We start from the raw sequence: 20468 nt of genomic DNA on the forward strand, positions 1-20468 counted from the left end.
ACCACGGCGGGTCTCGTCATCGCGTCCAGCGCCGGGGGATGGGCCCTCGCGTCCTGGGTGCAGGGTCGGTTCGGGAGCGAGCCCGACGTTCATCGCGGACTGATTCTCGCCGGAACCGTGCTGGTGGCTCTCGGCCCCGCCGGTGTTGTCGCGTATGCGGTCTTCGGCTTGCCTCTCTGGGCAGCGATCGCCGCGTGCCTGGTCATGGGGTTCGGGATGGGCATCGCGTACCCGAGATTGTCGAGCGCGACCCTGAGTCTCGCGGACTCGTCGGAGCAGGGCTCGTTCAGTTCAGCGCTGCAGGTCGGCGAGAGCATGGCGCTGGGGGCCGGTACTGCATTGACGGCGCTCGCGCTGGCCACCGGGTCAACGCTCGCGGCCTTCACGCCCACTTACGCCATCATTCTTGCCTTTGCGTTCGCTGCGGTTGCAATTGCCGCCTACCACCGGCCCCGATCCTACTCGGGGCCGTGAGATTACGTGTGCCCAATGTATGGATCGTGCCGAATGTATGGAAAACAGCCCGACGTTCGGTCACTTCGATCAATATCCCCGACATTCGGGCATGGCAGACACCGTGCTACACGCGACGCCCGAACCGTGCAGATCCGTGCTCGGCGGGTTCGCGGCGACGGTGGATCAGGCTTCGAGGCCGAAGAGCGCGTCGAGGCCGGTGATGAAGTCGTCGTGGCGACCGGAGGCGGCAAGTTCCCGGGCACGCACGCTCGGCTTGTGCAGAATGACGCCGGCGAAGTGCCGTAGCGCCTGTTCGGTCGCACGCTGCTCCTCTTCCGTACCGCGGCGACGTACGCGCTGCAGCTCGGCTTCAAGCGCTTCGTGCACGTGCTCGCGCAGTGCGACAACCGCCGGCGAGAGCCGATTCTCGTCCGAAACGCGAATGAAAGTCCTGGCGGCCTTACGGACGTGGTCGCGTGCAGTGTCGGTCGTGACCAAGTGGTCGAGCGGCGCGTGCAGGCGCACGGTTTCGAGGTCGAGCAGGCTGACGCCGGGAACATGCTTTACGTCCGGGTTCACGTTGCGCGGCAGGCCCATGTCGATGATCACCTGCAGGGGGCGCTCGGTATCGCAGGATGCCGTTACGGGGCACACGGGAGCCTTCGCGCCGTTCACGAGACCGAGATCGCGACCGCGGGAGAGCAGTTCGGCGCTGATCGCGTAGTCCTCGGCCGAGGAACACGTCACGATGACATCGGCAAGCGTCGCGGAGACGTGCAGATCGCGCGCGTCGACCCGATCGATACCGTACTTCGTTGCGAATTCGCTCTGGCGGCCGGAGGGGCTCCAGACTTCCACGTGCTGCACGTGGCGCTCGCGCAACGCCTTCAGCGTCGTCGCCGCGTAGTTGCCGGTGCCGACCAGCAGCACGCGAGCATCCTCCCACGAGCGGATCTGCGTCGTCGCGAGATCCAGCGCCATTCTGATGACAGAGCGGTTCGCTTCGCCGACGTTCGCCTTGCGCTTCACGATGCGCTGCGTTTCGTTCGCGCGCTGGAACAGCCGCTCGAGATCGCTGGATGTCGTCTGAAGTTCCTGGGCTCGACGGTGTGCGCGTCGCACCTGACCGGCGATCTCCCCCTCGCCGACGACAACCGATTCGAGCCCGGACGCCACGGAGAAGAGGTGCTCGGCGGCTTCCTGATCGACGTGCAGGTCACACGACAGCGGCACGAGAATGCCCTGCTCGGCCAGCGCGCCTCGCACGCGGTCGATTGCCAGCTCCTGTGTGAACCCGGACGCGGCATCCACGTACACCTCGAACCGGTTGCACGTCGACAGCACGACGGCGCCGGAGATCTCCTCGTGCGCACGCAGCCTATCGGCCAGCGAGGTCGGGTCGACGCGCGACAGAGCTTCGAGTGTGTCGAAGTCTGCGGTCTTGTGGCTGGCGGTAAGAGCAAGAAGCATGACGCGCACAGTCTACCCGCCTTTCGGCGCCCGCGAGCGCGCACGGCAGTCAGCCCCGGCTGCCGTGCGGCAACTACATGCTCGTAGGGCGACTAGGGTAGGACTATTATGCTTAGCGCGCTGCCCGAGAGGCATCCCCTTCGTTCGTATGCGGCAGAAGCACCGCTCATCCGCGCCTACCGTGGCGATCGGCCCGAGGTGACTCCCGTGTGGTTCATGCGGCAGGCGGGGCGTTCACTGCCCGAATACAGGGCGCTGCGTCAGGGGCGCGACATGCTCGACACCTGCCTCGTCCCCGAGCTCGCGAGTGAGATAACGCTGCAGCCGGTGCGGCGCCACGGCGTGGACGCGGGGATCTTCTTCAGCGACATCATGATTCCGCTGCGCCTCGCAGGCGTCGACGTCACGATCGAGCCGGGCATTGGCCCTGTCGTTGCCGAGCCGGCCGATTCACCGGCAGCGATCGAGCGCATCACGAGTCTCGAACTGACCGACGCAGCACTCGAACCGATCCGAGAGGCGGTGCGGCTGACCGTGCGGGAACTTGAGCAGACCGGCACTCCGCTCATCGGTTTCGCGGGCGCCCCCTTCACGTTGGCCGCCTACCTGGTTGCGGGCCGCCCGACAAAAGACCACCTGCCGGTCCGTACGCTCATGCGCGCCCATCCGGATGCGTGGCGACAGCTCGCGCAGTGGGCAGCGGGAGTCACGGGAACGTTCCTGCGGGAGCAGGTTCTCGCCGGGGCGAGCGCAGCCCAGCTGTTCGATTCCTGGGCGGGATCGCTGCCGAAACAGCAGTACGTCGACAGCGTCGTCCCGCACTCGCGTGCGGCCCTCGATGCCGTTCGAGATCTGGATGTTCCCCTTGTGCACTTCGGTGTCGGGGCGGCGGAACTCTATGGCGAAATGAACCTCGATGTCGACACGGTCGGCGTCGACTGGCGCACCCCGCTCGACGAAGCCATCCAGCGCATCCCCGGCGACGTGACGGTGCAGGGCAACCTCGACCCCGCACTCCTCGGCGCGGGATGGGACGCGATCGAGCCGGCCGTCCGCGACGTCATCGAACGCGGCAAGAGTGCGCGAGCGCACGTATTCAACCTCGGTCACGGGGTTCCCCCCGAGACGAACCCGGAGCAATTGACGCGCATCGTGGAGCTGGTGCACTCCGTATGACCATTGACGTCGCAATCGTCGGCGCGGGTGTCGCGGGTCTCGTCGCGGCACGCGAACTCGCGAAGCTCGGCCACTCCGTCGAGGTGTTCGAAGCGGCAGCGGAGCCCGGCGGAATGGTGCGGCCGCTGCGAATCGCGGAGTTGATGCTCGACCGCGGGGCGGAGTCGTTTGCGACGCGAGGCGGTGCAGTCGCCGAACTCGTCGATGAGCTCGGCCTCGAGCGCGTCGACCCGAATCCGCAGGGGTCCTGGCTCATCTTCGGCGACGGCGCTGCTCCGACACCGCAGGGCACGCTGTTCGGCATTCCCGGCGACGTGACCGCTGACGACGTCTTGCGCGTCATCGGCGAGGAGGGCGCACACGAGGCGCGACGAGACCTGCAGCTCGCGGCCGAGATCGGCACGGAGAGCGGGATGCTCGGCGACCTCGTGCGCGAGCGCATGGGGGAGCGCGTGCTGCGGCGCCTCGTCGAGCCCGTTGTCGCGGGAGTGTATTCGTCGATGCCCGACGACGTACCGGTGCGGCAGATAGCACCGCCGCTGCTGGAGGCCATTCGCGAGCACGGCTCGCTCCAAGCTGCCGTCTCAGGGCTGCGCGGGCCCACCGCAGCGCGACCGGGCGCCGGGGTGCAGGGCATCGTGGGCGGTATGCACAAACTCGTGCAGGAGCTCGCAACCGACCTGCAGCGACACGGCGGCATTCTGCGGCTGGCCGCTCCTGCGACGAGCATCGCTCACGCCGGCAACTGGCAGATTCGCAGTCTGCACGGCATGACGGAGGCCCGAGCGCTCGTCATCGCGACGGACGGCATCCGCGCCGTAGAGCTGCTGCGGCAGTTGCAGCCCGGGAGGCCCCCGATCGGCGTGCAGGCAGCGAAGGTCGAACTCGTGACGCTCGTGCTGCCGGAAGGCTCGATCGACGGTACGCCCCGCGGATCGGGAGCTCTCGTCACGGCCGAAGCTCACGACGTCACGGCCAAAGCGTTGACGCACGCGACCGCGAAATGGCAGTGGCTGCGGGAGGCCGCCGAGGGCCGTGAAGTCGTCCGGCTCTCGTACGGCAGGACCGGACGCACACCTGACACGGCAGAGCTGAGCGAGAACGAGAGCTTCTCGCTTGCGCGCCGCGATGCCGAGCGCATCCTCGGACAGTCGCTTCCCGCTCCGTTGGAAGCGGCGAGAGTCCGGCTCGCGCAGAACAGAAGCAGAGTGCAGCCCGACGTCAGCGCACTCCCCAACACGGCCGTCGTCGGAGCGTGGAGCGCCGGCACGGGCCTCGCGAGTGTCGTGCCGCATTCCATAGAGACCGCACAGCGTCTGTCGAGAGTATTGCAATGAAACAAGAGAGGAGCGCCACGTGAGCGACTACACGGTGTTCACCGTCTTCGGACGGGGCCTTTCGGACGAGCCGGGAGGCGACGAATCTCTCGTCGACGTCATCGACGCGATTGCGGCAGACGGCATCACGACGAGGGGCATCTACGACGTCTCGGTGCTGCGCGCAGACGCCGACGTCATGTTCTGGCTGCACGGCAAGGATCCGGCAGCGCTGCAGGCCGCTGTTCGTCGCATCCGGCGGACGGAAGAGCTCGAAGGCACCGACATCGTCTGGAGTGCCATGGGCGTTCACCGCGACGCCGAGTTCAACAAGGCGCACGTGCCCGGATTCCTTCGCGGGGAGCACGCTCGCACGTGGTTGACGGTGTACCCGTTCAACCGTTCCTACGAGTGGTACCTGCTCGAGGCGGACGATCGTCGTCGCATGCTCGCCGACCACGGCCGACGCGGGGCGAAGTTCAAGGGCGTCGTCGCGAACACGGTCTCCGCGTTCGCGCTCGGTGACTTCGAGTGGCTGCTGCCCATGGAAGCGGATGACCTCGACGAGCTCGTCGACATGATGCGCGACCTGCGCGAGAGCGAGGCGCGACTCCACGTCCGTGAAGAGGTGCCGTTCTACACGGGACGCCGCATTGAAGCAGACCAGATCGAGGAGGTCCTTGCGTGACCGAGACCCTGAAACCGGCTGCAGCGACGGGTGTGCACATCGAGGCGGGCGCCTCGGTTCCGAGCGCAACCGAACACGCGCGCGGCGGTGCTCCTTTCGTGGAGCAGCCGACGCGGTACGACGCGATTCTGCTCTCGTCGTTCGGTGGCCCAGAGGGCCAGGACCACGTGCTGCCCTTCCTGCGCAACGTCACGCGCGGGCGCGGCATCCCGGACGAACGCCTCGAAGAGGTCGCGGTGCACTACCGTCACTTCGATGGCGTCAGCCCCATCAACCAGCAGAACCGCGACCTGAAGGCGGCGCTCGAGCGGCGGCTTGCCGAACGCGGTGTCGATCTGCCGGTGTACTGGGGCAACCGCAACTGGGGCCCATACCTCGACACGGCTCTGACGCAGGCGCACGCGGCCGGTCACGACAGGCTGATCGCCGTCGCGACCTCGGCCTACTCGTCGTACTCGTCATGCCGTCAGTACCGCGAGGACTGGGCGGATGCGCTCGAGGCGTCGGGGCTGCAGGCCGAGGTGCAGATCGACAAGGTGCGCGCCTTCTACAACCACCCGGGTTTCGTGGCTCCCTTCGTCGAGGGAGTGCAGCAGGCCGTGGCCGAAGCGCGTGAAGCGGGCATTGCAGACACCGAGATCGAACTGCTCTTCGTCACCCACAGCATCCCGGAAGACGACGCGATTCGCTCCGGCGACCAGGGGTTCGACTACGGCGCGCGCGCCGACGGTACCCGGATGGGCGCCTACGAGCGGCAGCACCTGGACGTGTCGGCGTACGTTGCCGAACAGGCTGCTCCCGGCGTCGCCTGGCAGCTCGTATATCAGTCGCGCTCCGGGCCGCCTTCGCAGCCGTGGCTCGAACCCGACATCAACGATGCCATCGAAGAGCTGGAGGGTCGCAAAGCCGTTGTCATCGTGCCGATCGGCTTCATCAGCGACCACATGGAGGTCATGTGGGATCTCGATGAGGAGGCCCTCGAGACAGCGGAGGAGCACGGCCTCTGGGCACGTCGCACACCCACGCCAGGCGTGCACGAGGCCTTCGTCGACGGTCTCGTCGACCTCGTCCTGGAGCGCGTGGAGGGCCGCCCCGTCGGCGCGCGCGCGGCCGTCACGTCGCTCGGGCCGGCGCCGGACGTCGTTCCTGCTCGAGACAGCGAAAACCCGAGGCTGGGCTTCCGCCCGGCCATCGCCGGACTGCAGCCGTGACCGCCCTCGGCAGCACGGCGCCGCTGCGGGTCGGCACTCGCGGTTCGCTTCTGGCGCTCGCGCAAACCCGCGCGATCGCCGAGCGCTTCGACGCTGAGATCGAGATCGTCGAGATCACGACGAAGGGAGATGTCGACCGAACGCCGCTTTCGCAACTCGGCGGCACGGGAGTGTTCGTCTCAGCGCTGCGTGAAGCACTGCTGAGCGCCGAAGTCGATGTCGCGGTGCACTCGATGAAGGACCTCCCGACGGCACCCGCCGACGGCATTGCCCTCGCAGCGGTGCCGGAGCGGGAGGATCCGCGGGACGCACTGGTGTCCCAGCGCGGTCGAACGCTCGACGAACTGCAGGAAGGAGCGCGCGTCGGCACCGGTTCGCCGCGGCGCAAGGCGCAGCTGCTCAATGCTCGTCCCGATCTCGACGTCGTCGACATCCGCGGCAACATCACGACCCGCATGGATCGGGCGATCGGCTCGGAGCCGGATCTCGACGCCGTTGTCCTCGCGGTTGCCGGGCTGCAGCGCGCCGGATTCGCCGACCGCATCGCTGAAGCGCTCGACACCGAGCGTTTCCCGCAGGCTCCCGCGCAAGGTGCGCTCGCGATCGAGACGCGCGCGGACGACGAAGTTGCTCAGGGGGCGGTCGCTGTCGTCGAAGACGTGGTGACGCGCGCAGCCGTCGGTGCGGAGCGGCTCGTGCTAGCCGGGCTGGAAGCGGGATGCTCGGCTCCCGTCGGCGCTTCCGCGGGCATCGTCGATGGCGCTTTGACGTTGACAGCGAGCGTGTACGCCCTGGACGGCGCGCGGGTGCTGCAGGCGGCAGCGACCGACTCGGTCGCGCACCAGGCGGTCGTGGCAGATCGTGTTGTGAGAGAACTTCTCGAGGCAGGAGCGGAGGAGCTTGTCAAATGATGAAAGTGCTTGTTCCGAGAAAGCCGGATGAAGCCGGTGAATGGATCGATGCGCTCAGCGCACACCAGCTCGAGGCGGTGCTGGTTCCGCTGACGGTCATCGTGCCGAGCGAGCAGCCCGTCGTGCTGCCGGAAGATGCCGACTGGCTCATCGTGACCAGTCGAAACACCGTGCCGCTGCTGCCGCCGATCCCTGAGCACGTTCGCGTTGCCGCCGTCGGCGACGGTACATCGAGCAAGCTCCGCGAGCTGGGAGTCCACGTCGACTTCGTTCCGGTCGAGCGATCGGCCGCCGGTCTCGTGGCCGAATGGCCGGGCGAGGCAGGAGAGTCGGTCTTCATTCCGCAGTCCGCGCTCGCAAGACCGCAGCTCGCCGATGGGCTGCGGGGAGCCGGCGCTCGCGTCGAAACGTTCGCGGCCTACCGACCTGAGCCGAGCATCCAGGACCCCGTGACCTTCGAGCACTCGGATGTCGACGCGGTGCTGGTCACGAGCGGCTCGATGGCGACGCAGCTCGAACGACTCGGCGCCGTGCAGGAGCGGCTGCGACAGGCCCGGATCATCGCGATAGGGCATCCGACTGCGCGGGACTGCGAAGAACTCGGTCTGACCGTCGCGGCGATTGCGCCCGCGCCGACACCGCAGGCCATGGCCGAAACGGCCGCCGCTGTCCTGCACGGAGAATGAACAAGACCCAGCGCTGCTCGAACGTGCAGCACACCCCATTCGCTGAGACAACTTCTCGGTCGCTGGGCGACGACACGCCGTAAAATGGTTCTCTCGCCGTCAGGAGACCGAGAAGTTGAACTGTCGGGTGGGGATGTCATCGGTGAAACTCGAGGGAGACCGAATCGAAATGGAACGCAACGGAATGCAGCGGCCGCGTCGACTGCGGCAATCGAGCGCCGTCAGGGCGCTGGTGCGTGAGACGCGCATCCAGCCCGCGCAGCTCGTCATGCCGCTGTTCGTCGCAGAGGGCATCGCCGAACCACGACCGATCTCATCGATGCCGGGCCAGTTCCAGCACACGCTCGATTCGCTTGCCCGCACGGTCGAGGACTCGGTCACCGCGGGCGTCGGCGGTGTCATGCTGTTCGGAGTTCCGCAGGAGAAGGATGCGGAGGGTTCGGGTGCGACGGACCCTGACGGCATCCTCAATCGCGCGACGACGTTCCTGGCAGAGCGATTCGGTGACGCGACCGTCATCCAGACCGACCTCTGTCTCGACGAATTCACCGATCACGGCCACTGCGGCGTGCTGGACGAGCACGGCAGAGTAGACAATGATCGTACGCTCGAGCGCTACAACGAGATGGCGCTCGCACAGGCGGAAGCCGGGTCGCAGCTGCTCGGGATGAGCGGGATGATGGACGGTCAGGTCGCCGCAGCTCGCGATGCGCTCGATGCGGCGGGCCGCGAGGACGTCGCGATCCTGGCGTACAGCGCGAAGTACGCTTCGGCGCTCTACGGGCCCTTCCGTGAGGCCGTGGATTCGAGCCTGCAGGGCGATAGGAAGACCTATCAGCAGGATCCCGGGAATCGCCGCGAAGGGCTGCGCGAAGCACTGCTCGACCTCGCCGAAGGCGCTGACGTCGTCATGGTCAAGCCCGCCAGCTGGTACCTGGACGTACTCTCGGACGTTGCGGAAGCCTCGACGGTTCCTGTGTGGGCGTATCAAGTGTCTGGCGAGTACGCCATGGTCGAGGGCGCGTCCGCGAACGGCTGGATCGATCGCGACCGAGCGATCGCGGAGTCGGTGACGAGCATCCTGCGTGCCGGCGCCGACACCGTGCTCACGTACTGGGCGATCGAGCTCGCGCGCTCGCTGCGGTAGCGCAGCGCTAACGTCATCGCGAGCGTCGCCGGGCTACTTTCCCCGGTGGTCTAGACGGTTTTTATGGGTCTGGATGCCGTCTCGACCCATAAAAACCTTCTAGCGTTTGCGTTGAAAAGAGCAAGTTTGCACGGGATGCCGTGGGGTGCGTTAGACAGCTACGCTGGAGAGCGATGAGCGCACAGTTCCAGAACGATGTCCAGAAGAGTAGCGAACGCGTGAACGACGCCCTGTTCGAGAGGGCGCAGCAGGCGATTCCGGGTGGAGTGAACTCTCCCGTTCGGGCGTTCGGATCGGTCGGCGGCACCCCGAAATTCCTTGTGAGTGCGCGCGGGCCGTTCGTGACGGATGCGGAGGGCCGCGAATACGTCGATCTCGTCGGCAGCTGGGGCCCTGCGATTCTCGGCCACGCGCATCCCGACGTCGTGGCGGCGGTGCAGGAGGCGGCCGCGCGCGGTTTGTCTTTTGGAGCATCCACACAGGCGGAGACTGAGCTCGCCGAGCACGTCGAAGCGCTGATCGACCCCGTTGAACGCATCCGTCTCGTCTCCACGGGCACCGAGGCGACCATGACCGCGATCCGCATCGCGCGCGGAGCCACGGGTCGCGACCTCATCGTGAAGTTCGACGGGCACTATCACGGGCACTCGGATGGGCTGCTGGCAGCAGCCGGATCGGGTCTGGCGACGCTGGCGCTACCGGCCAGCGGCGGTGTTCCGGAGGCGGTGACGAATCAGACGATCGTGCTGCCGTACAACGATCGCGCTGCTGTCGAGCAGGTCTTCGCGGAACGAGGCGATGAGATCGCGGGAGTGATCGTCGAGGCGACGGCCGCAAACATGGGCGTCGTGCTGCCGGAGGAGGGCTTCCACGCCTTGCTCGCCGAGACCGCTCACCGTAACGGCGCATTGCTCATCAGCGATGAGGTGCTCACGGGGTTCCGAGTCACGCGCGAGGGCGTGTGGGGCGTGGACAGGCTGGCGGGCGACATCGCCCCAGACCTCTTCACGTTCGGCAAGGTCATCGGCGGCGGCATGCCGCTGGCGGCGGTTGGCGGCCGCGCCGATCTCATGAACCTGCTGGCGCCGCTCGGCCCGGTCTACCAGGCGGGCACGCTCTCGGGTAACCCGGTCGCGGTCGCTGCGGGCCTGGCGACGTTGCGTCTCGCCGACGATGCCGTGTACGACCGGATGAACGTGGTCGCGACAGCGCTGGTCGACGGGCTCGGCGACGCGCTCGCGGCCGAGGGCGTCGAGCACGCCATCACGCGCCTCGGCACGTTGTTCTCGGTTGCGTTCGCGCCAGAGTCGCCGATCGACTTCACAGCGGCGAAGGCGCAGGAGTCGTTCCGCTACGCGCCGTTCTTCCACGCGATGCTCGACGCGGGCGTCTACCTGCCGCCGAGCGCGTTCGAAGCGTGGTTCGTCTCGGCTGCGCACGACGACGGTGCTGTGACACGCATCCTGGATGCCCTGCCCGCCGCGGCGAAAGCGGCTGCAGCGGCCGTGCATCCCGGCTGACGAGCAAGTACGCAGGCCATTGAGCAGAGAGTGATAATGACTAATCCTGAACGCACCCGAGTCGTCTTTCTCGACGTCGACGGCACCATCGTCGAGGACGGCCGTTACATTCCCGCATCCACGATCGAGGCCATCCGCAACGCTCGCGAGAACGGGCACCTCGTGTTCCTGTGCACGGGCAGGAGTGCTGTCGACCTTGACCAGGTGCTGCTCGACATCGGGTTCGACGGAGCGATCACCAACGGCGGCGGGCACGCGACCTTCGGCGAGGAGGTCGTCGTAACCCGGCTGCTCAGTGCGGAGGCGGTTGCGCACCTGCAGGAGCGCTTCGAAGCGCACGGCGTGCACTGGTTCCTGCAGGGGCACGATGCCATGTACATCAGCCCGGGAGTGGCTCCCTTCTGGGACGAGCGACGCACGAAGCTGAGCGAACAGCGGAGGTCAGGGCCGCGCGAGGGTTGGGTCGAACTGGTCGGCGAGGGCATCGCGCCGTTGCGCGAGATCGCCAGCGCTGACCCGAATACGATCTCGAAGACCGTGATCCTCAGCGATGATGCATCGGCGGTCGATCGGGTGCTCGAGGAGCTCGAAGGCAAGTTCATGCACGTCACCGGCACGATGCCGATGCCGTTCGGCAAGTCGGCCGAGATCGCGATGCTGGGCATGAACAAGGGCGCGACGATCGTGGAGCTGCTCGATCACCTCGGCTTCGACGTGCAGGATGCCATCGGCATCGGCGACAATTGGAACGATATCGAGATGTTCGAGGTGTGCGGTGTCGGCATCGCGATGGGTAACGCCGAGCTTGCAGTGCAGGAGCTGGCGGACGAAGTCACAGCGCCGCTCGACGAGAACGGCATCGCGAACGCTTTCCGCAGGCACGGGCTCGTCTGACGCACGGGCAGTCATCTCCTTCGCGTTGTTCGCCGAGCGAGAAGCCTGCTCCCGGGTCGTCCCAGTAGGGCGTAGTTTGCTAGGGGTGCCCAAAAGGCGCCGCTCAACGACGAGGAGTAACCGTGAATCCGTATGCGCAGCCGCAAATCCGCCCGACCACCGCGGACGATGCCGCCGAGGTCGTCGCACTGTTCGACGACGCCGTCGCCTGGATGAATACCAACGGGAATACGCAGCAGTGGGGATCGAAACCCTGGTCCCAGATACCGGCGCGAGTCGAGAAGATCACGGGCTGGTGCGCTGAAGGGCACTCCGGGTGGGTTTCGATGCTGCCGGACGGTCGGATCGGCGGCTTCCTCGTGGTGGGTGACGCGCATCCCTATGTGCCGGCCGCGACCGGCTCTGAGCTCTACATCATGGCGTTGATCGCCTCGCGGGCCGATGAGGCGCGGGGCCACGGGCGGCGTCTGCTGCAGCACGCGGACGAACTCGCGGCGAACGACGGGATCAACGAGCTTCGCGTCGACTGCTGGGCGGGCGGAGGCGGCAACCTGGTGCGTTTCTACGAGTCGGCAGGGTACGTGAAAGATTCCACGTTCAAGGTCAAGGAGTGGCCCGGGCAGATACTCACACGAAGCCTGGCTGTCGCCAGAGGCGCCTAGAACAGTCGCGGGATGTTCGACTCGATGCCGCGCAGCTCCTCGTAGTCGAGCACGACGCAGCGGATGCCGCGATCCTCTGCCAGGGTGCGCGCCTGCGGCTTGATCTCCTGCGCCGCGAATACGCCGGTGACCGGCGAGAACCGCGGGTCGCGGTTGAGCAGTTCGAGGTAGCGGGTCAGCTGTTCGACACCGTCGATCTCGCCGCGACGCTTGATCTCCACTGCGACCGTCGTTCCTTCGGCATCGTGCGCGAGGATATCGACCGGCCCGATGGCCGTCATGTACTCCCGACGCCACAGCTCGAAGCCCTCGCCCAACGTCTCGATCTGGTCGGCCAGCAGCTCTTGCAGGTGCGCCTCGACACCGTCCTTGACGAGCCCGGGGTCGACGCCCAGGTCGAACTCCGCATCGTGCTCGACATCGTGCACCTGCACCGTCAACGTGTCGCCGGTCTTCTTGTGGGTAACGGTCCAGACGGTCGTTGCCCCTGTATCCGCCTGCTCGTCGGTCGGCTCGGCTTCTGCGAAGGTCGCGGGAGGGCTCATCCAGTTGAGCGGCTTGTACGAGCCGCCATCGGAGTGCACGAGAATCGAGCCGTCGCTCTTCAGCATGAGCACGCGCTTCGCGAGCGGAAGATGGGCGGTGAGACGACCTGTGTACTGCACGGTGCAATGAGCGACGACCAGCCTCATGGGCGAACTCCAGACAGACGATTCTCTCGGGCAAACGGCGTAAGCAACCATGATACGGCTCCGAAGACCAGCAGGATGAGCATCGCCTGTCGCAGCGATCCAGCAGCCGCGAGCGTGCCGATGATCGGCGGGCCGGCGATCATTGCGAGATAGCCGATGCTCGAGACCGTCGCCACACGAGCCGGGCCGAGGCGCGGGTCATCGCCTGCGGCCGACATCGCGACGGGGAACGCGAGCGAGGTACCGAATCCCCAGACGACGACACCAGCGACCACGAGCCACGGAACGTCCACGAGCAGGACGGTTGCGAGGCCGATGACCGACATCCCGAGCGTCAGTCGCAGCGCGACAACGCGTCCCAGCCTTGCGAGCACAACGACTCCTACGAGGCGCCCGACGGTCATGCACCCGAGGAACACGGCGAACAGCACTGCTCCCTGGGCGTTGCTGAAGCCGTGGCCATCGACCATGAGCAAGGCGAGCCAGTCGTTCGCGCTGCCTTCCATGAGGCTGCTGCCGAGCACGAGTACGCCGAGCAGCAGCGTCGCCGGTTCGCGCCAGACCCGCAGCCGGTCGCGCATGGTGACGGGATTCTCCTCATCGATCACTTCGGCGACGATGAAGCGCCGCGTCGTGAAGGCGACGACGAGCAGGATGCCGAACACGAGCGTTGACTGGATGCCCAGATCGATCTTCAGCGCCTCGCACAGTGCCCCGAGACCCGCTCCGGAGACCGTCCCGATCGAGTAGAACGCGTGGTAGATCGGCATGATCGGCTTGCCGAGCACGCGCTCGTTCGCCGATGCCGACGTATTCATCGCCACGTTCGTCACGCTGATGAAATTGCCGGTGATGATGAATCCGATGAGCACGACGGGCGTACTGCCCGCTTCAGCGGCCCATCCCGCAATGGCGAGCCCGCCGCCGACGAACGCCAGCCCCGCAGGAGTGAGGCGGTGCGTGCCGAAGCGGTGCACGAGCCAGGATGCCATGAGAAAACCGATGACCGAGCCTGCCGCGATCGCGAGCAGCAGATAGCCGACCTGATCGACTTCTATGCCGAGGCGATCACGGACGTGCGGGATGCGCGCCATCCAGCCGGCGAAGGAGAATCCGACGAGGAAGAACACTGCGAACAGCGCATTGCGCCAAGACGTGGGGCGAGTCACCGCACCAGTGTACGGATCTCCCTTGTGTAACGGCGGAGCCGGATTCCTCAACTCGGAGCCCTGTCGTGCAGGCGCCATTCATCGCGCTGCCGAGATCGACGCAGAGGACCGTCAGGAAGTACCGCTATCCTGAGCCGTGTGGAAGAGCCGAGAATCGATGACGAAGGTCGCCCGGAGCCGCTGTTCTCCGCCGACGAGCGAACAACGCTGCTGGGGTTTCTCGACTACCAGCGGGCCACGCTGGAATGGAAGACGCGAGGGCTCACAACCCAGCAGCTGCGACAGCGCCACGCACCTTCGAAGCTGACACTTGCCGGCCTGCTCGGCCATCTCGCCTGGGTTGAAGACTTCTGGTTCGGTGTCACCGTCGCCGGACGCACGCACGTCGAACCGTGGCACGAACTCGACTGGGGTGCCGACCAGGATGCCGAATTCAATCTCGCGAATGCGCTCGATGCCGACGAGGCTCGCGCACTCTGGCAGACGAATGTCGAGACGTCGAGAGCGATCGTGGCTGAGCAGCTGAACAAGCACGGGGATGCCGCGCTCGGCCGCGAGTACGACGCCTGGGGTGGTCGCGAGCAACTGTCGCTGCGCTGGGTCCTCGTCCACATGATCGAGGAGTATGCGCGGCATAATGGACACGCTGATCTGTTGAGAGAGGCCATCGACGGTTCCGTGGGCGAATAGTCGGATTGGCGCTGTCAGCGTGCTGGTTTGCTGCCTGCGGCCGGGGACGGCCTTGGCGCTGGGGTCGCGCGGCGGCCAGAAATGGCCGCTGCCTTGGAGCTCCACCGCGCACTCGACTTACTGAGAGAGGCCATCGACGGTTCGGTGGGCGAATAGTCCGTTACCGCATCAGCGGAAGCTCCAGATCGAACGCTGAGATAATCGCGTCAGCGAGCGTTCGCTCCTGGTCCGGCAGCAGATAGCCGATCGTCTTGCCCAGTCGATTGGACGGAATCGTCACCGTGTTGTCGATGGCAGCTGCGCACCGGTGGTACAGGCCGTTCTCCGCGCCGAGCGGTACTTCGCTGGACAATCCCTTCACGGTAGAGGTGATCGGGGCCACGGTCACCTTGGTCATCGCTTCTCGTGCGATATCGCGGGTCAGAACAATTACCGGGCGTGTCTTATCGAGGTGAGCAAGACAGATTTCCCGCATACCGGTCAATCCTGTATAACGGCACGGTCGGCCGACCAAGCAACGAGGTCGTCGAGATCGTCCTGTGTGCCCTGTTGCTGCAGCGCCTCGACGTCGTTCATCGCCTGCCGCGCGCGGATCTCGCGCTCGATTGCGGTGCTTATGGCCGCCGTACGGTTCGGCACAAGGCCCCTGCGCACGAGGTCGTCGAGAAACTCGACCATCTGCTCGGGAAGTCGTACGTTGACTGGTGCGCTCATGGCCCCAGTGTAACCCAGTGTTTTACAAATGCAATGCACCTGTGTGAAGAGCAGTAATACGACGGTTCCAGACGGTTTTTACGGGTTGAGACGTCGTCTCGATCAATAAAATCCGTCTGGAGTCGTAGAGCCGCGCGCCAACTACACTCGTGTCCGCTCGATCTCTTGGTGCACTGGGTCGTTGGTCACACCGTGTTACTGAACGTCCTCATCCGGAGGCGCAACACCGAAGCGCTGCACGGCATCCACCGAGGAGATGCCCGTTACCGCAGCGAACGAGGCTCGAGCAGTTGCCGCATCCCGCGCATCCTCGGCAGGGGTGTGCCCCGTGATCTGCCCGAGTGTGCCCAGCACGCGATCGACGCACAGCCCGGCGCTTTCGAGCGCTGCCACGATCTCGTCGAGCCGGTCGATGTCTTGAACGCCAACCGTGACGATCCACTCGCGCGCGTGTTCGTTCATCGGTGCTGCTCCTTACGGGAGTGCGGGAACCTTCGCGAGCCCCGCGCCCACATCCTCCGCAGATTCGCCGTCGAGCGCCTCGGCGTGCTGGATGAGCGCATCCCACAGCTCCTGCCCGCGTGCTCCCGTGCTTCCGCTGATCAGCGCCGCGATGCCGGAGACGTGCGGTGTCGCCATAGAGGTGCCGCTGATCGTGCGGTACCGCTCCTGCCCGATCCAGGAGGAATGGATGTCCACTCCCGGAGCGGCAAGATCCACTTCGCCACCGTCGTGCGGCAGTGACCTCGCTGAGAAGTCCGCAACCCGCAGCTCGGAGTCGACGGCGGCTATCGCCATGATGTGCGGGCTGTTCGCGGGGGCTCCGACGAAGCCAGGGTCGCCGGAGCTGCGTTGCGCGTTGTTTCCGGCCGCGGCGATGATGAGCGATCCGAGCTCGAGCGCACGGCGTCCGGCCGCGACGTAGGGCGGGTGCACTTCACGAACGTCGGCTCCCAGCGACATCGATATCACCTGGCATTCGTGCTGCAGTGCCCAGTCGATGCCGGCGAGTATCGAGGTGTCCGATCCCGTGCCGTCATCGCCCAGAACTTTGCCGGAATAGATTTCCGACTCCGGCGCAACTCCGTAGCCGGGTCCGGCATCCGTCGTCCGAGGGCCACCGGCAGTGCCGATGCAGTGCGTGCCGTGGCCGTGTGCGTCTTCGGGGCCCTCACCCTGAATGAACGACTCCGCGACGACAGTGCGAGATGCGAAGTCGGGATGCGCGGCTTCGAAACCGGTGTCGAGTACGGCGATACGGACGCCCGATCCCGTCAGGCTCTGCTCCTGCGCGGACCGTATGCCGATCGCCTGCAGCCCCCACGTCAGTTCGCCGTCGCCGGGCGCCGGATCGGTGATCGCGTAGTAGGTGAGCTCGGGTGTGAACTGCATCGGCCGGTTGCGTTCGCGGCATCGTGCGCGGAACGACTCCAACCGATCCGGCTCGCCGTCGACGACGCCGATCCCCAGGCGAGGGAAGTAGGTGTCTGTCGAGAACCCTTCCGCGCTGAGCATGCCGGGTGCATCGTCCTGCAGCACCGAGAAGTCAGAGGTGTCGAATGTCACCACGTACCGTGTCATGGTTCACTCCGTCCGTTTCGAGGCGTACCCGTTGTCAGCAGGGTAGAGCTTCACGCTGTTCTTTCGCCAGTGCTTTGCTGCGTTCATCGGCCGTGCAATTCATTTACGTGCCGTTCACTCGCGTGGGGGAACATGCCGAACTGAGCGCAGTCTCGCAACAATGCGCGGTAACGCAGGAGGTGGATCGATGGTCGGAGCCGGGTCGTGGGATGCCCTGCGAGTGTTCGTCGTCGTCCTCCGGGCGGGATCGTTCTCGGCGGCAGCCGATGAACTGGGCCTGGCGCGGTCCTCCGTCTCGGAACAGGTCGCTCGGCTGGAGAGGAGCCTCGGGCGCCGACTGCTCGAGCGCGGATCCTTCGGCGTGCGTCCTACCGAACGCGGGTTAGAACTCGCCACACGGGTCTCCGGGCCGGTCGATGCGCTCGCGGGCGCAGCGTCCCTGCACCGCGAATCCGACCCGAGTACTCGGTCCGTGTTCGTGGGCGGTCCGGCGGAGTTTCTGTCCGAGGTGATTCTGCCGCGGCTCGTCGAGGCGCTTCCCGACGATGTGCGAGTCGTGACCAGCTTCGGTCAGACGGAAGAGCTGATCGGGGAGCTTCGTGCCGGCGTCATCGACGTGCTCATCGGCGCTGTTCCCGTGCACGGTGCCGATGTGACGTGCGAACCCGTCTACGACGAGGAGCTCGTCCTCGTGGCCAGCCCGGTCTGGGCCGAGCGAGCCGAGAGCGATCTCGATGCGGTACCCGTCATCGCCCAGGGGCCCGAGTTGCCGATCATCCGCGGCTACTGGCGCGGCGTCTTCGAACGACACCCGTACGGACTCACGGCGCGAGCGATCGCCCCGGACCTACGGACCCTGCTCCGGCTCGCGCTCGACGGCGCGGGTATGAGCGTGCTCCCCGACTACTTGGTTCGAGAGCACCTCGATTCGGGCGCGCTGATCGAGCTGGGTGAGCCGGAGACCGCGCCGGCGAACACTCTCCATGTCGCCACTCGAACGTCAGACGAGGCTCCCGACGCTGCTGCCGCGATAGCCAGAGAGGCGATTGTCGCAGCGGCGCGAGGAGCCGCCGTGCGAAAAGGGCGCTAGGTCGCCGAACCCGTCCAGCGATCACTGGATACTCGAACGACCAGCTTCTCAACGCTCCCCAAGTTCAGCGATTGGCCAGACCTCGACGACTCCGTGCGCGATCGCACAGGGAGTTTTCGCAACCAGCTCGATGGCGTGCTCAAGGCTGTCCGCTTCGACCAGCGTGAAACCCGCCACCGGAAGCGGCGATGTCATGTAGGGGCCGCGTTCGACTTGCACGCCACCTCCTTCGGTGTTGCGAACCTGCGTCGGTTCACCGGCAGGACCGATTCGGGCACCGCCGGCGAGCAGCTTCTCGTCGTGTTCGTGCGCGCGATCACGGAGTGTGGCGTCAGTTCTCCTGTATCCGGCCTCGTCGCCGTAGCCGATGGAGATAAAGGTTGGCACGGTCGATCACTCCTCAGATCTGTTCGGCGAACCGCGTCGGATTCAAGTTTCGGGGCCGTTGCGATCGTCCACGGTTCCGAGTCAAGCAAAACCACTGGCAAAATGCAAGCGGTCAGGCTCCCAAGACCATCCATCGGTCTCCGTGTGCCCGCAGAACAAGCGTGACAAGTCGGGCTCCCAAATATCCCAGGCCGAACGCGGCCCAGATCGTCAGCAGCGCGACGGTGTTCGTGCCTGCAACGAACGTCAAGGCGAGTAACGGCAGGTAGACCCCGAGGTTCACGATGCCCGTCCAGGCGAGGTAGCGGGCATCCCCCGCCCCGATGAGCACACCGTCGAGCACGAACACGACTCCCGCGATCGGCTGCCCGATGGCCAGCGCGAGCAGCGCCCACGGCAGAATCGCGAGCACGCCGTCGTGTGAGGTGAACACGAAACCGAGCACGGGCGAGGACGCAGCGAGCAGTGCGCCGACGACAACTCCGCACAACACGCCCCAGCGGATGAGCCTGCGGGTAATCGCTCTCGTCTCCTCGGCGTCGGATGCGCCGAGCGCCTTTCCTACCATCGCCTGGCCGGCGATGGCGAGCGCATCGAGCGCGAACGCGAGCGTTGAGAACAGCGTGAACGCGATCTGCGTCGCCGCGAGCACCTCGGTTCCGGCGTTCGTCGCGATGAACGTCGTCGCCAGGAGCGCGAGACGAAGCCAGAGCGCGCGCAGGAACAGCCAGCCGCCGAAACCGATCGAAGCGCGGACCCCGCGCGCTGTCGGCCAGATCGAGATGTCGTTTCGTCGGGCCTGCCGCATCGAGAACCAGATGAAGAAGCCGGCCATACCCCACTGCGCGATCACGGTGCCGATCGCGCTGCCGGGAACACCCCAGCCGAATCCGTAGATGAACAGCACGCTCATCGCGCCGTTCGCTGCGAACCCGATGCTCGCAACGACGAGCGGCGTCTTCGTGTCCTGCAGCCCCCGCAAGAGCCCTGTTGCGGCGAGCACCATGAGCATGGCGGGCAGGCCGAGCACCGAGATCGCGAGGTAGCTGCTGCCGAGATGCGTAACGCGGTCCTCGGCTCCGAAGACCGACGTGATGGGATGCGCGAGCGGGATGAACACCAACAGCAGAAGGCCAACACCGAGCGCGAGCCAGATGCCGTCGAGACCCGCTTGGATCGCGGCAGGCTTGTTGCCCGAACCGAGCAAGCGCGCTACGCGCGGTGTCGTCGCGTAGGCGAGGAAGATCAGCAGCCCGGTGATCGTGTGCAGTACGACCTGCCCTATGCCGATCCCGGCGAGTTCTTCGGCTCCGAGGTGACCGATCAGTGCCGTGTCGAGGAGTAGAAATGCCGGTTCGGCGATGAGCGCTCCCAGCGCAGGGAGGGCGAGTGCCACAATGCGACGGTCGAGCTGTCTCGGAGTCTGGGCGGGCACGAAATCACTGTAGTACGGTGCAGGCATGGCCATCTCGCGCATCCTCGCTCCGAACCCCGGGCCGATGACGCTCGACGGCACGAACACGTGGCTGCTCGACGGTGGCATCGTCGTCGACCCCGGCCCGCTGATCGAAAGCCACGTCGCTGCCGTCTGCCAGCGGGATGTGCGACTCGTGCTGGTGACGCACCACCATGCCGACCACACCGAGGCCGTGGATGAGGTGCACGCTCGCACAGGAGCGCCGGTGCGTGCCTTCGACCCCGCTTGGTGTCGTGACGCAGAGCCCCTGGTCGATGGCGAAGAGCTGCCGGGCGGGATCCGTGTGCTCACGACGCCGGGGCACACGGCAGACTCCGTCTCGTTCGTGACTCCGGATGGCGTATTGACGGGTGACACCGTGCTCGGCCGCGGAACGACCGTGATCATGGATCCCGATGGCGATCTGGCGGCGTTCATGGCGTCGCTCGACCGGCTGGAAGCACTGGGGGATATCCGGGTGCTGCCGGCTCACGGCGACGAGTTGCCGTCGATAGCCGCAGTTGCTCGTGCGTATCGCGAGCATCGCCTCGA

22 protein-coding genes and 1 pseudogene are annotated in these 20468 nt (G+C 66.2%); 14 read left to right on the forward strand and 9 right to left on the reverse strand.

All coding sequences use genetic code 11. The features are described 5' to 3' along the window. Positions 1 to 474 (forward strand): annotated as a pseudogene (locus tag Q0O95_RS08045) (hypothetical protein); the annotation flags it as partial. Positions 475 to 639: 165 nt separating this feature from the next. On the opposite strand, the gene Q0O95_RS08050 reads toward Q0O95_RS08045, so the two are convergent. Continuing rightward, positions 640 to 1926 (reverse strand): glutamyl-tRNA reductase, encoded by a 1287-nt coding sequence (locus Q0O95_RS08050; RefSeq protein WP_293697215.1) that lies wholly within the window; start codon positions 1924 to 1926, stop codon positions 640 to 642. A gap of 108 nt (positions 1927 to 2034) precedes the next feature. On the opposite strand from Q0O95_RS08050, the gene hemE reads away from it, so the two are divergent. From hemE to Q0O95_RS08100, 10 genes are all read left to right on the forward strand, one after another. Continuing rightward, positions 2035 to 3102 (forward strand): uroporphyrinogen decarboxylase, encoded by a 1068-nt coding sequence (gene hemE / locus Q0O95_RS08055; RefSeq protein WP_293697217.1) that lies wholly within the window; start codon positions 2035 to 2037, stop codon positions 3100 to 3102. After that, on the forward strand, positions 3099 to 4439 hold the full coding sequence (locus tag Q0O95_RS08060) for an FAD-dependent oxidoreductase (protein ID WP_293697219.1): 1341 nt from the start codon (positions 3099 to 3101) through the stop codon (positions 4437 to 4439). Before hemE ends, Q0O95_RS08060 begins: the two co-directional genes overlap by 4 nt. Before the next feature lie 19 nt (positions 4440 to 4458). Next, a complete protein-coding gene (gene hemQ, locus Q0O95_RS08065) occupies positions 4459 to 5106 on the forward strand; it encodes a hydrogen peroxide-dependent heme synthase (RefSeq protein ID WP_293697221.1) in 648 nt (215 codons plus the stop codon). Between the two features lie 98 nt (positions 5107 to 5204). Then, positions 5205 to 6317 (forward strand): ferrochelatase, encoded by a 1113-nt coding sequence (locus Q0O95_RS08070; RefSeq protein ID WP_293697255.1) that lies wholly within the window; start codon positions 5205 to 5207, stop codon positions 6315 to 6317. After that, positions 6314 to 7228: a hydroxymethylbilane synthase gene (hemC, locus tag Q0O95_RS08075; protein ID WP_293697223.1), complete on the forward strand. Its 915-nt coding sequence runs from the start codon at positions 6314 to 6316 to the stop codon at positions 7226 to 7228. The genes Q0O95_RS08070 and hemC overlap by 4 nt, the downstream gene beginning before the upstream one ends. Then, complete coding sequence (locus Q0O95_RS08080) at positions 7225 to 7914, forward strand: uroporphyrinogen-III synthase (protein WP_293697225.1); 690 nt, start codon at positions 7225 to 7227, stop codon at positions 7912 to 7914. Before hemC ends, Q0O95_RS08080 begins: the two co-directional genes overlap by 4 nt. A 169-nt stretch (positions 7915 to 8083) precedes the next feature. Further along, positions 8084 to 9061 (forward strand): porphobilinogen synthase, encoded by a 978-nt coding sequence (gene hemB / locus Q0O95_RS08085; RefSeq protein ID WP_293697227.1) that lies wholly within the window; start codon positions 8084 to 8086, stop codon positions 9059 to 9061. 173 nt (positions 9062 to 9234) lie between these two features. Then, entirely contained in the window at positions 9235 to 10581 is a 1347-nt protein-coding gene (gene hemL, locus Q0O95_RS08090; RefSeq protein ID WP_293697229.1) for a glutamate-1-semialdehyde 2,1-aminomutase, read from the forward strand. A 36-nt stretch (positions 10582 to 10617) separates the two neighbouring features. Further along, positions 10618 to 11475: an HAD family hydrolase gene (locus Q0O95_RS08095; protein ID WP_293697231.1), complete on the forward strand. Its 858-nt coding sequence runs from the start codon at positions 10618 to 10620 to the stop codon at positions 11473 to 11475. A 122-nt stretch (positions 11476 to 11597) separates the two neighbouring features. Further along, entirely contained in the window at positions 11598 to 12137 is a 540-nt protein-coding gene (locus Q0O95_RS08100; RefSeq protein WP_293697233.1) for a GNAT family N-acetyltransferase, read from the forward strand. Here the strand turns inward: Q0O95_RS08100 and nucS are convergent. Together nucS and Q0O95_RS08110 are read right to left on the reverse strand one after the other, a co-directional pair. Then, positions 12134 to 12829 carry an endonuclease NucS gene (gene nucS, locus Q0O95_RS08105; protein WP_293697235.1) on the reverse strand — a complete coding sequence of 232 codons (696 nt, stop codon included), beginning with the start codon at positions 12827 to 12829 and terminating at the stop codon, positions 12134 to 12136. The genes Q0O95_RS08100 and nucS overlap by 4 nt on opposite strands. Next, complete coding sequence (locus Q0O95_RS08110; RefSeq protein WP_366516461.1) at positions 12826 to 13998, reverse strand: MFS transporter; 1173 nt, start codon at positions 13996 to 13998, stop codon at positions 12826 to 12828. The genes nucS and Q0O95_RS08110 overlap by 4 nt, the downstream gene beginning before the upstream one ends. A 138-nt stretch (positions 13999 to 14136) precedes the next feature. Between Q0O95_RS08110 and Q0O95_RS08115 the strand changes: the two genes are divergently transcribed. Next, positions 14137 to 14688, forward strand: coding sequence for a DinB family protein (locus Q0O95_RS08115; RefSeq protein ID WP_293697239.1), 552 nt, complete (start codon positions 14137 to 14139; stop codon positions 14686 to 14688). Positions 14689 to 14848: 160 nt separating this feature from the next. On the opposite strand, the gene Q0O95_RS08120 is transcribed toward Q0O95_RS08115, so the two are convergent. The 4 genes from Q0O95_RS08120 to Q0O95_RS08135 all read right to left on the reverse strand — a co-directional run bounded on the left by Q0O95_RS08120 (position 14849) and on the right by Q0O95_RS08135 (position 16983). Beyond that, complete coding sequence (locus tag Q0O95_RS08120; protein ID WP_293697241.1) at positions 14849 to 15163, reverse strand: type II toxin-antitoxin system PemK/MazF family toxin; 315 nt, start codon at positions 15161 to 15163, stop codon at positions 14849 to 14851. Between the two features lie 5 nt (positions 15164 to 15168). Continuing rightward, the gene (locus tag Q0O95_RS08125) at positions 15169 to 15402 is read right to left on the reverse strand and encodes a ribbon-helix-helix domain-containing protein (protein WP_293697243.1); all 234 of its coding nucleotides are present in this window, start codon (positions 15400 to 15402) and stop codon (positions 15169 to 15171) included. Positions 15403 to 15597: 195 nt separating this feature from the next. After that, positions 15598 to 15864 carry a hypothetical protein gene (locus tag Q0O95_RS08130; RefSeq protein WP_293697245.1) on the reverse strand — a complete coding sequence of 89 codons (267 nt, stop codon included), beginning with the start codon at positions 15862 to 15864 and terminating at the stop codon, positions 15598 to 15600. A gap of 12 nt (positions 15865 to 15876) precedes the next feature. Beyond that, positions 15877 to 16983 carry a S8 family serine peptidase gene (locus tag Q0O95_RS08135; RefSeq protein WP_293697247.1) on the reverse strand — a complete coding sequence of 369 codons (1107 nt, stop codon included), beginning with the start codon at positions 16981 to 16983 and terminating at the stop codon, positions 15877 to 15879. A 160-nt stretch (positions 16984 to 17143) separates the two neighbouring features. On the opposite strand from Q0O95_RS08135, the gene Q0O95_RS08140 reads away from it, so the two are divergent. Further along, positions 17144 to 18073, forward strand: a complete 930-nt coding sequence (locus Q0O95_RS08140; protein ID WP_293697249.1) for a LysR family transcriptional regulator — start codon at positions 17144 to 17146, stop codon at positions 18071 to 18073. A 48-nt stretch (positions 18074 to 18121) separates the two neighbouring features. Here Q0O95_RS08140 and Q0O95_RS08145 read toward each other — a convergent pair whose 3' ends face one another. Together Q0O95_RS08145 and Q0O95_RS08150 are read right to left on the reverse strand one after the other, a co-directional pair. Continuing rightward, positions 18122 to 18460, reverse strand: a complete 339-nt coding sequence (locus Q0O95_RS08145; protein WP_293697251.1) for a YciI family protein — start codon at positions 18458 to 18460, stop codon at positions 18122 to 18124. A 112-nt stretch (positions 18461 to 18572) separates the two neighbouring features. Next, a complete protein-coding gene (locus Q0O95_RS08150) occupies positions 18573 to 19922 on the reverse strand; it encodes an MATE family efflux transporter (RefSeq protein WP_293697257.1) in 1350 nt (449 codons plus the stop codon). On the opposite strand from Q0O95_RS08150, the gene Q0O95_RS08155 reads away from it, so the two are divergent. After that, positions 19921 to 20468, forward strand: a 548-nt coding sequence (locus tag Q0O95_RS08155; protein ID WP_293697253.1) for an MBL fold metallo-hydrolase, incomplete at its 3' end; no start/stop codon positions are given. The genes Q0O95_RS08150 and Q0O95_RS08155 overlap by 2 nt on opposite strands.

Source organism: uncultured Agrococcus sp. (assembly GCF_945915485.1).
Lineage (GTDB): Bacteria > Actinomycetota > Actinomycetes > Actinomycetales > Microbacteriaceae > Agrococcus.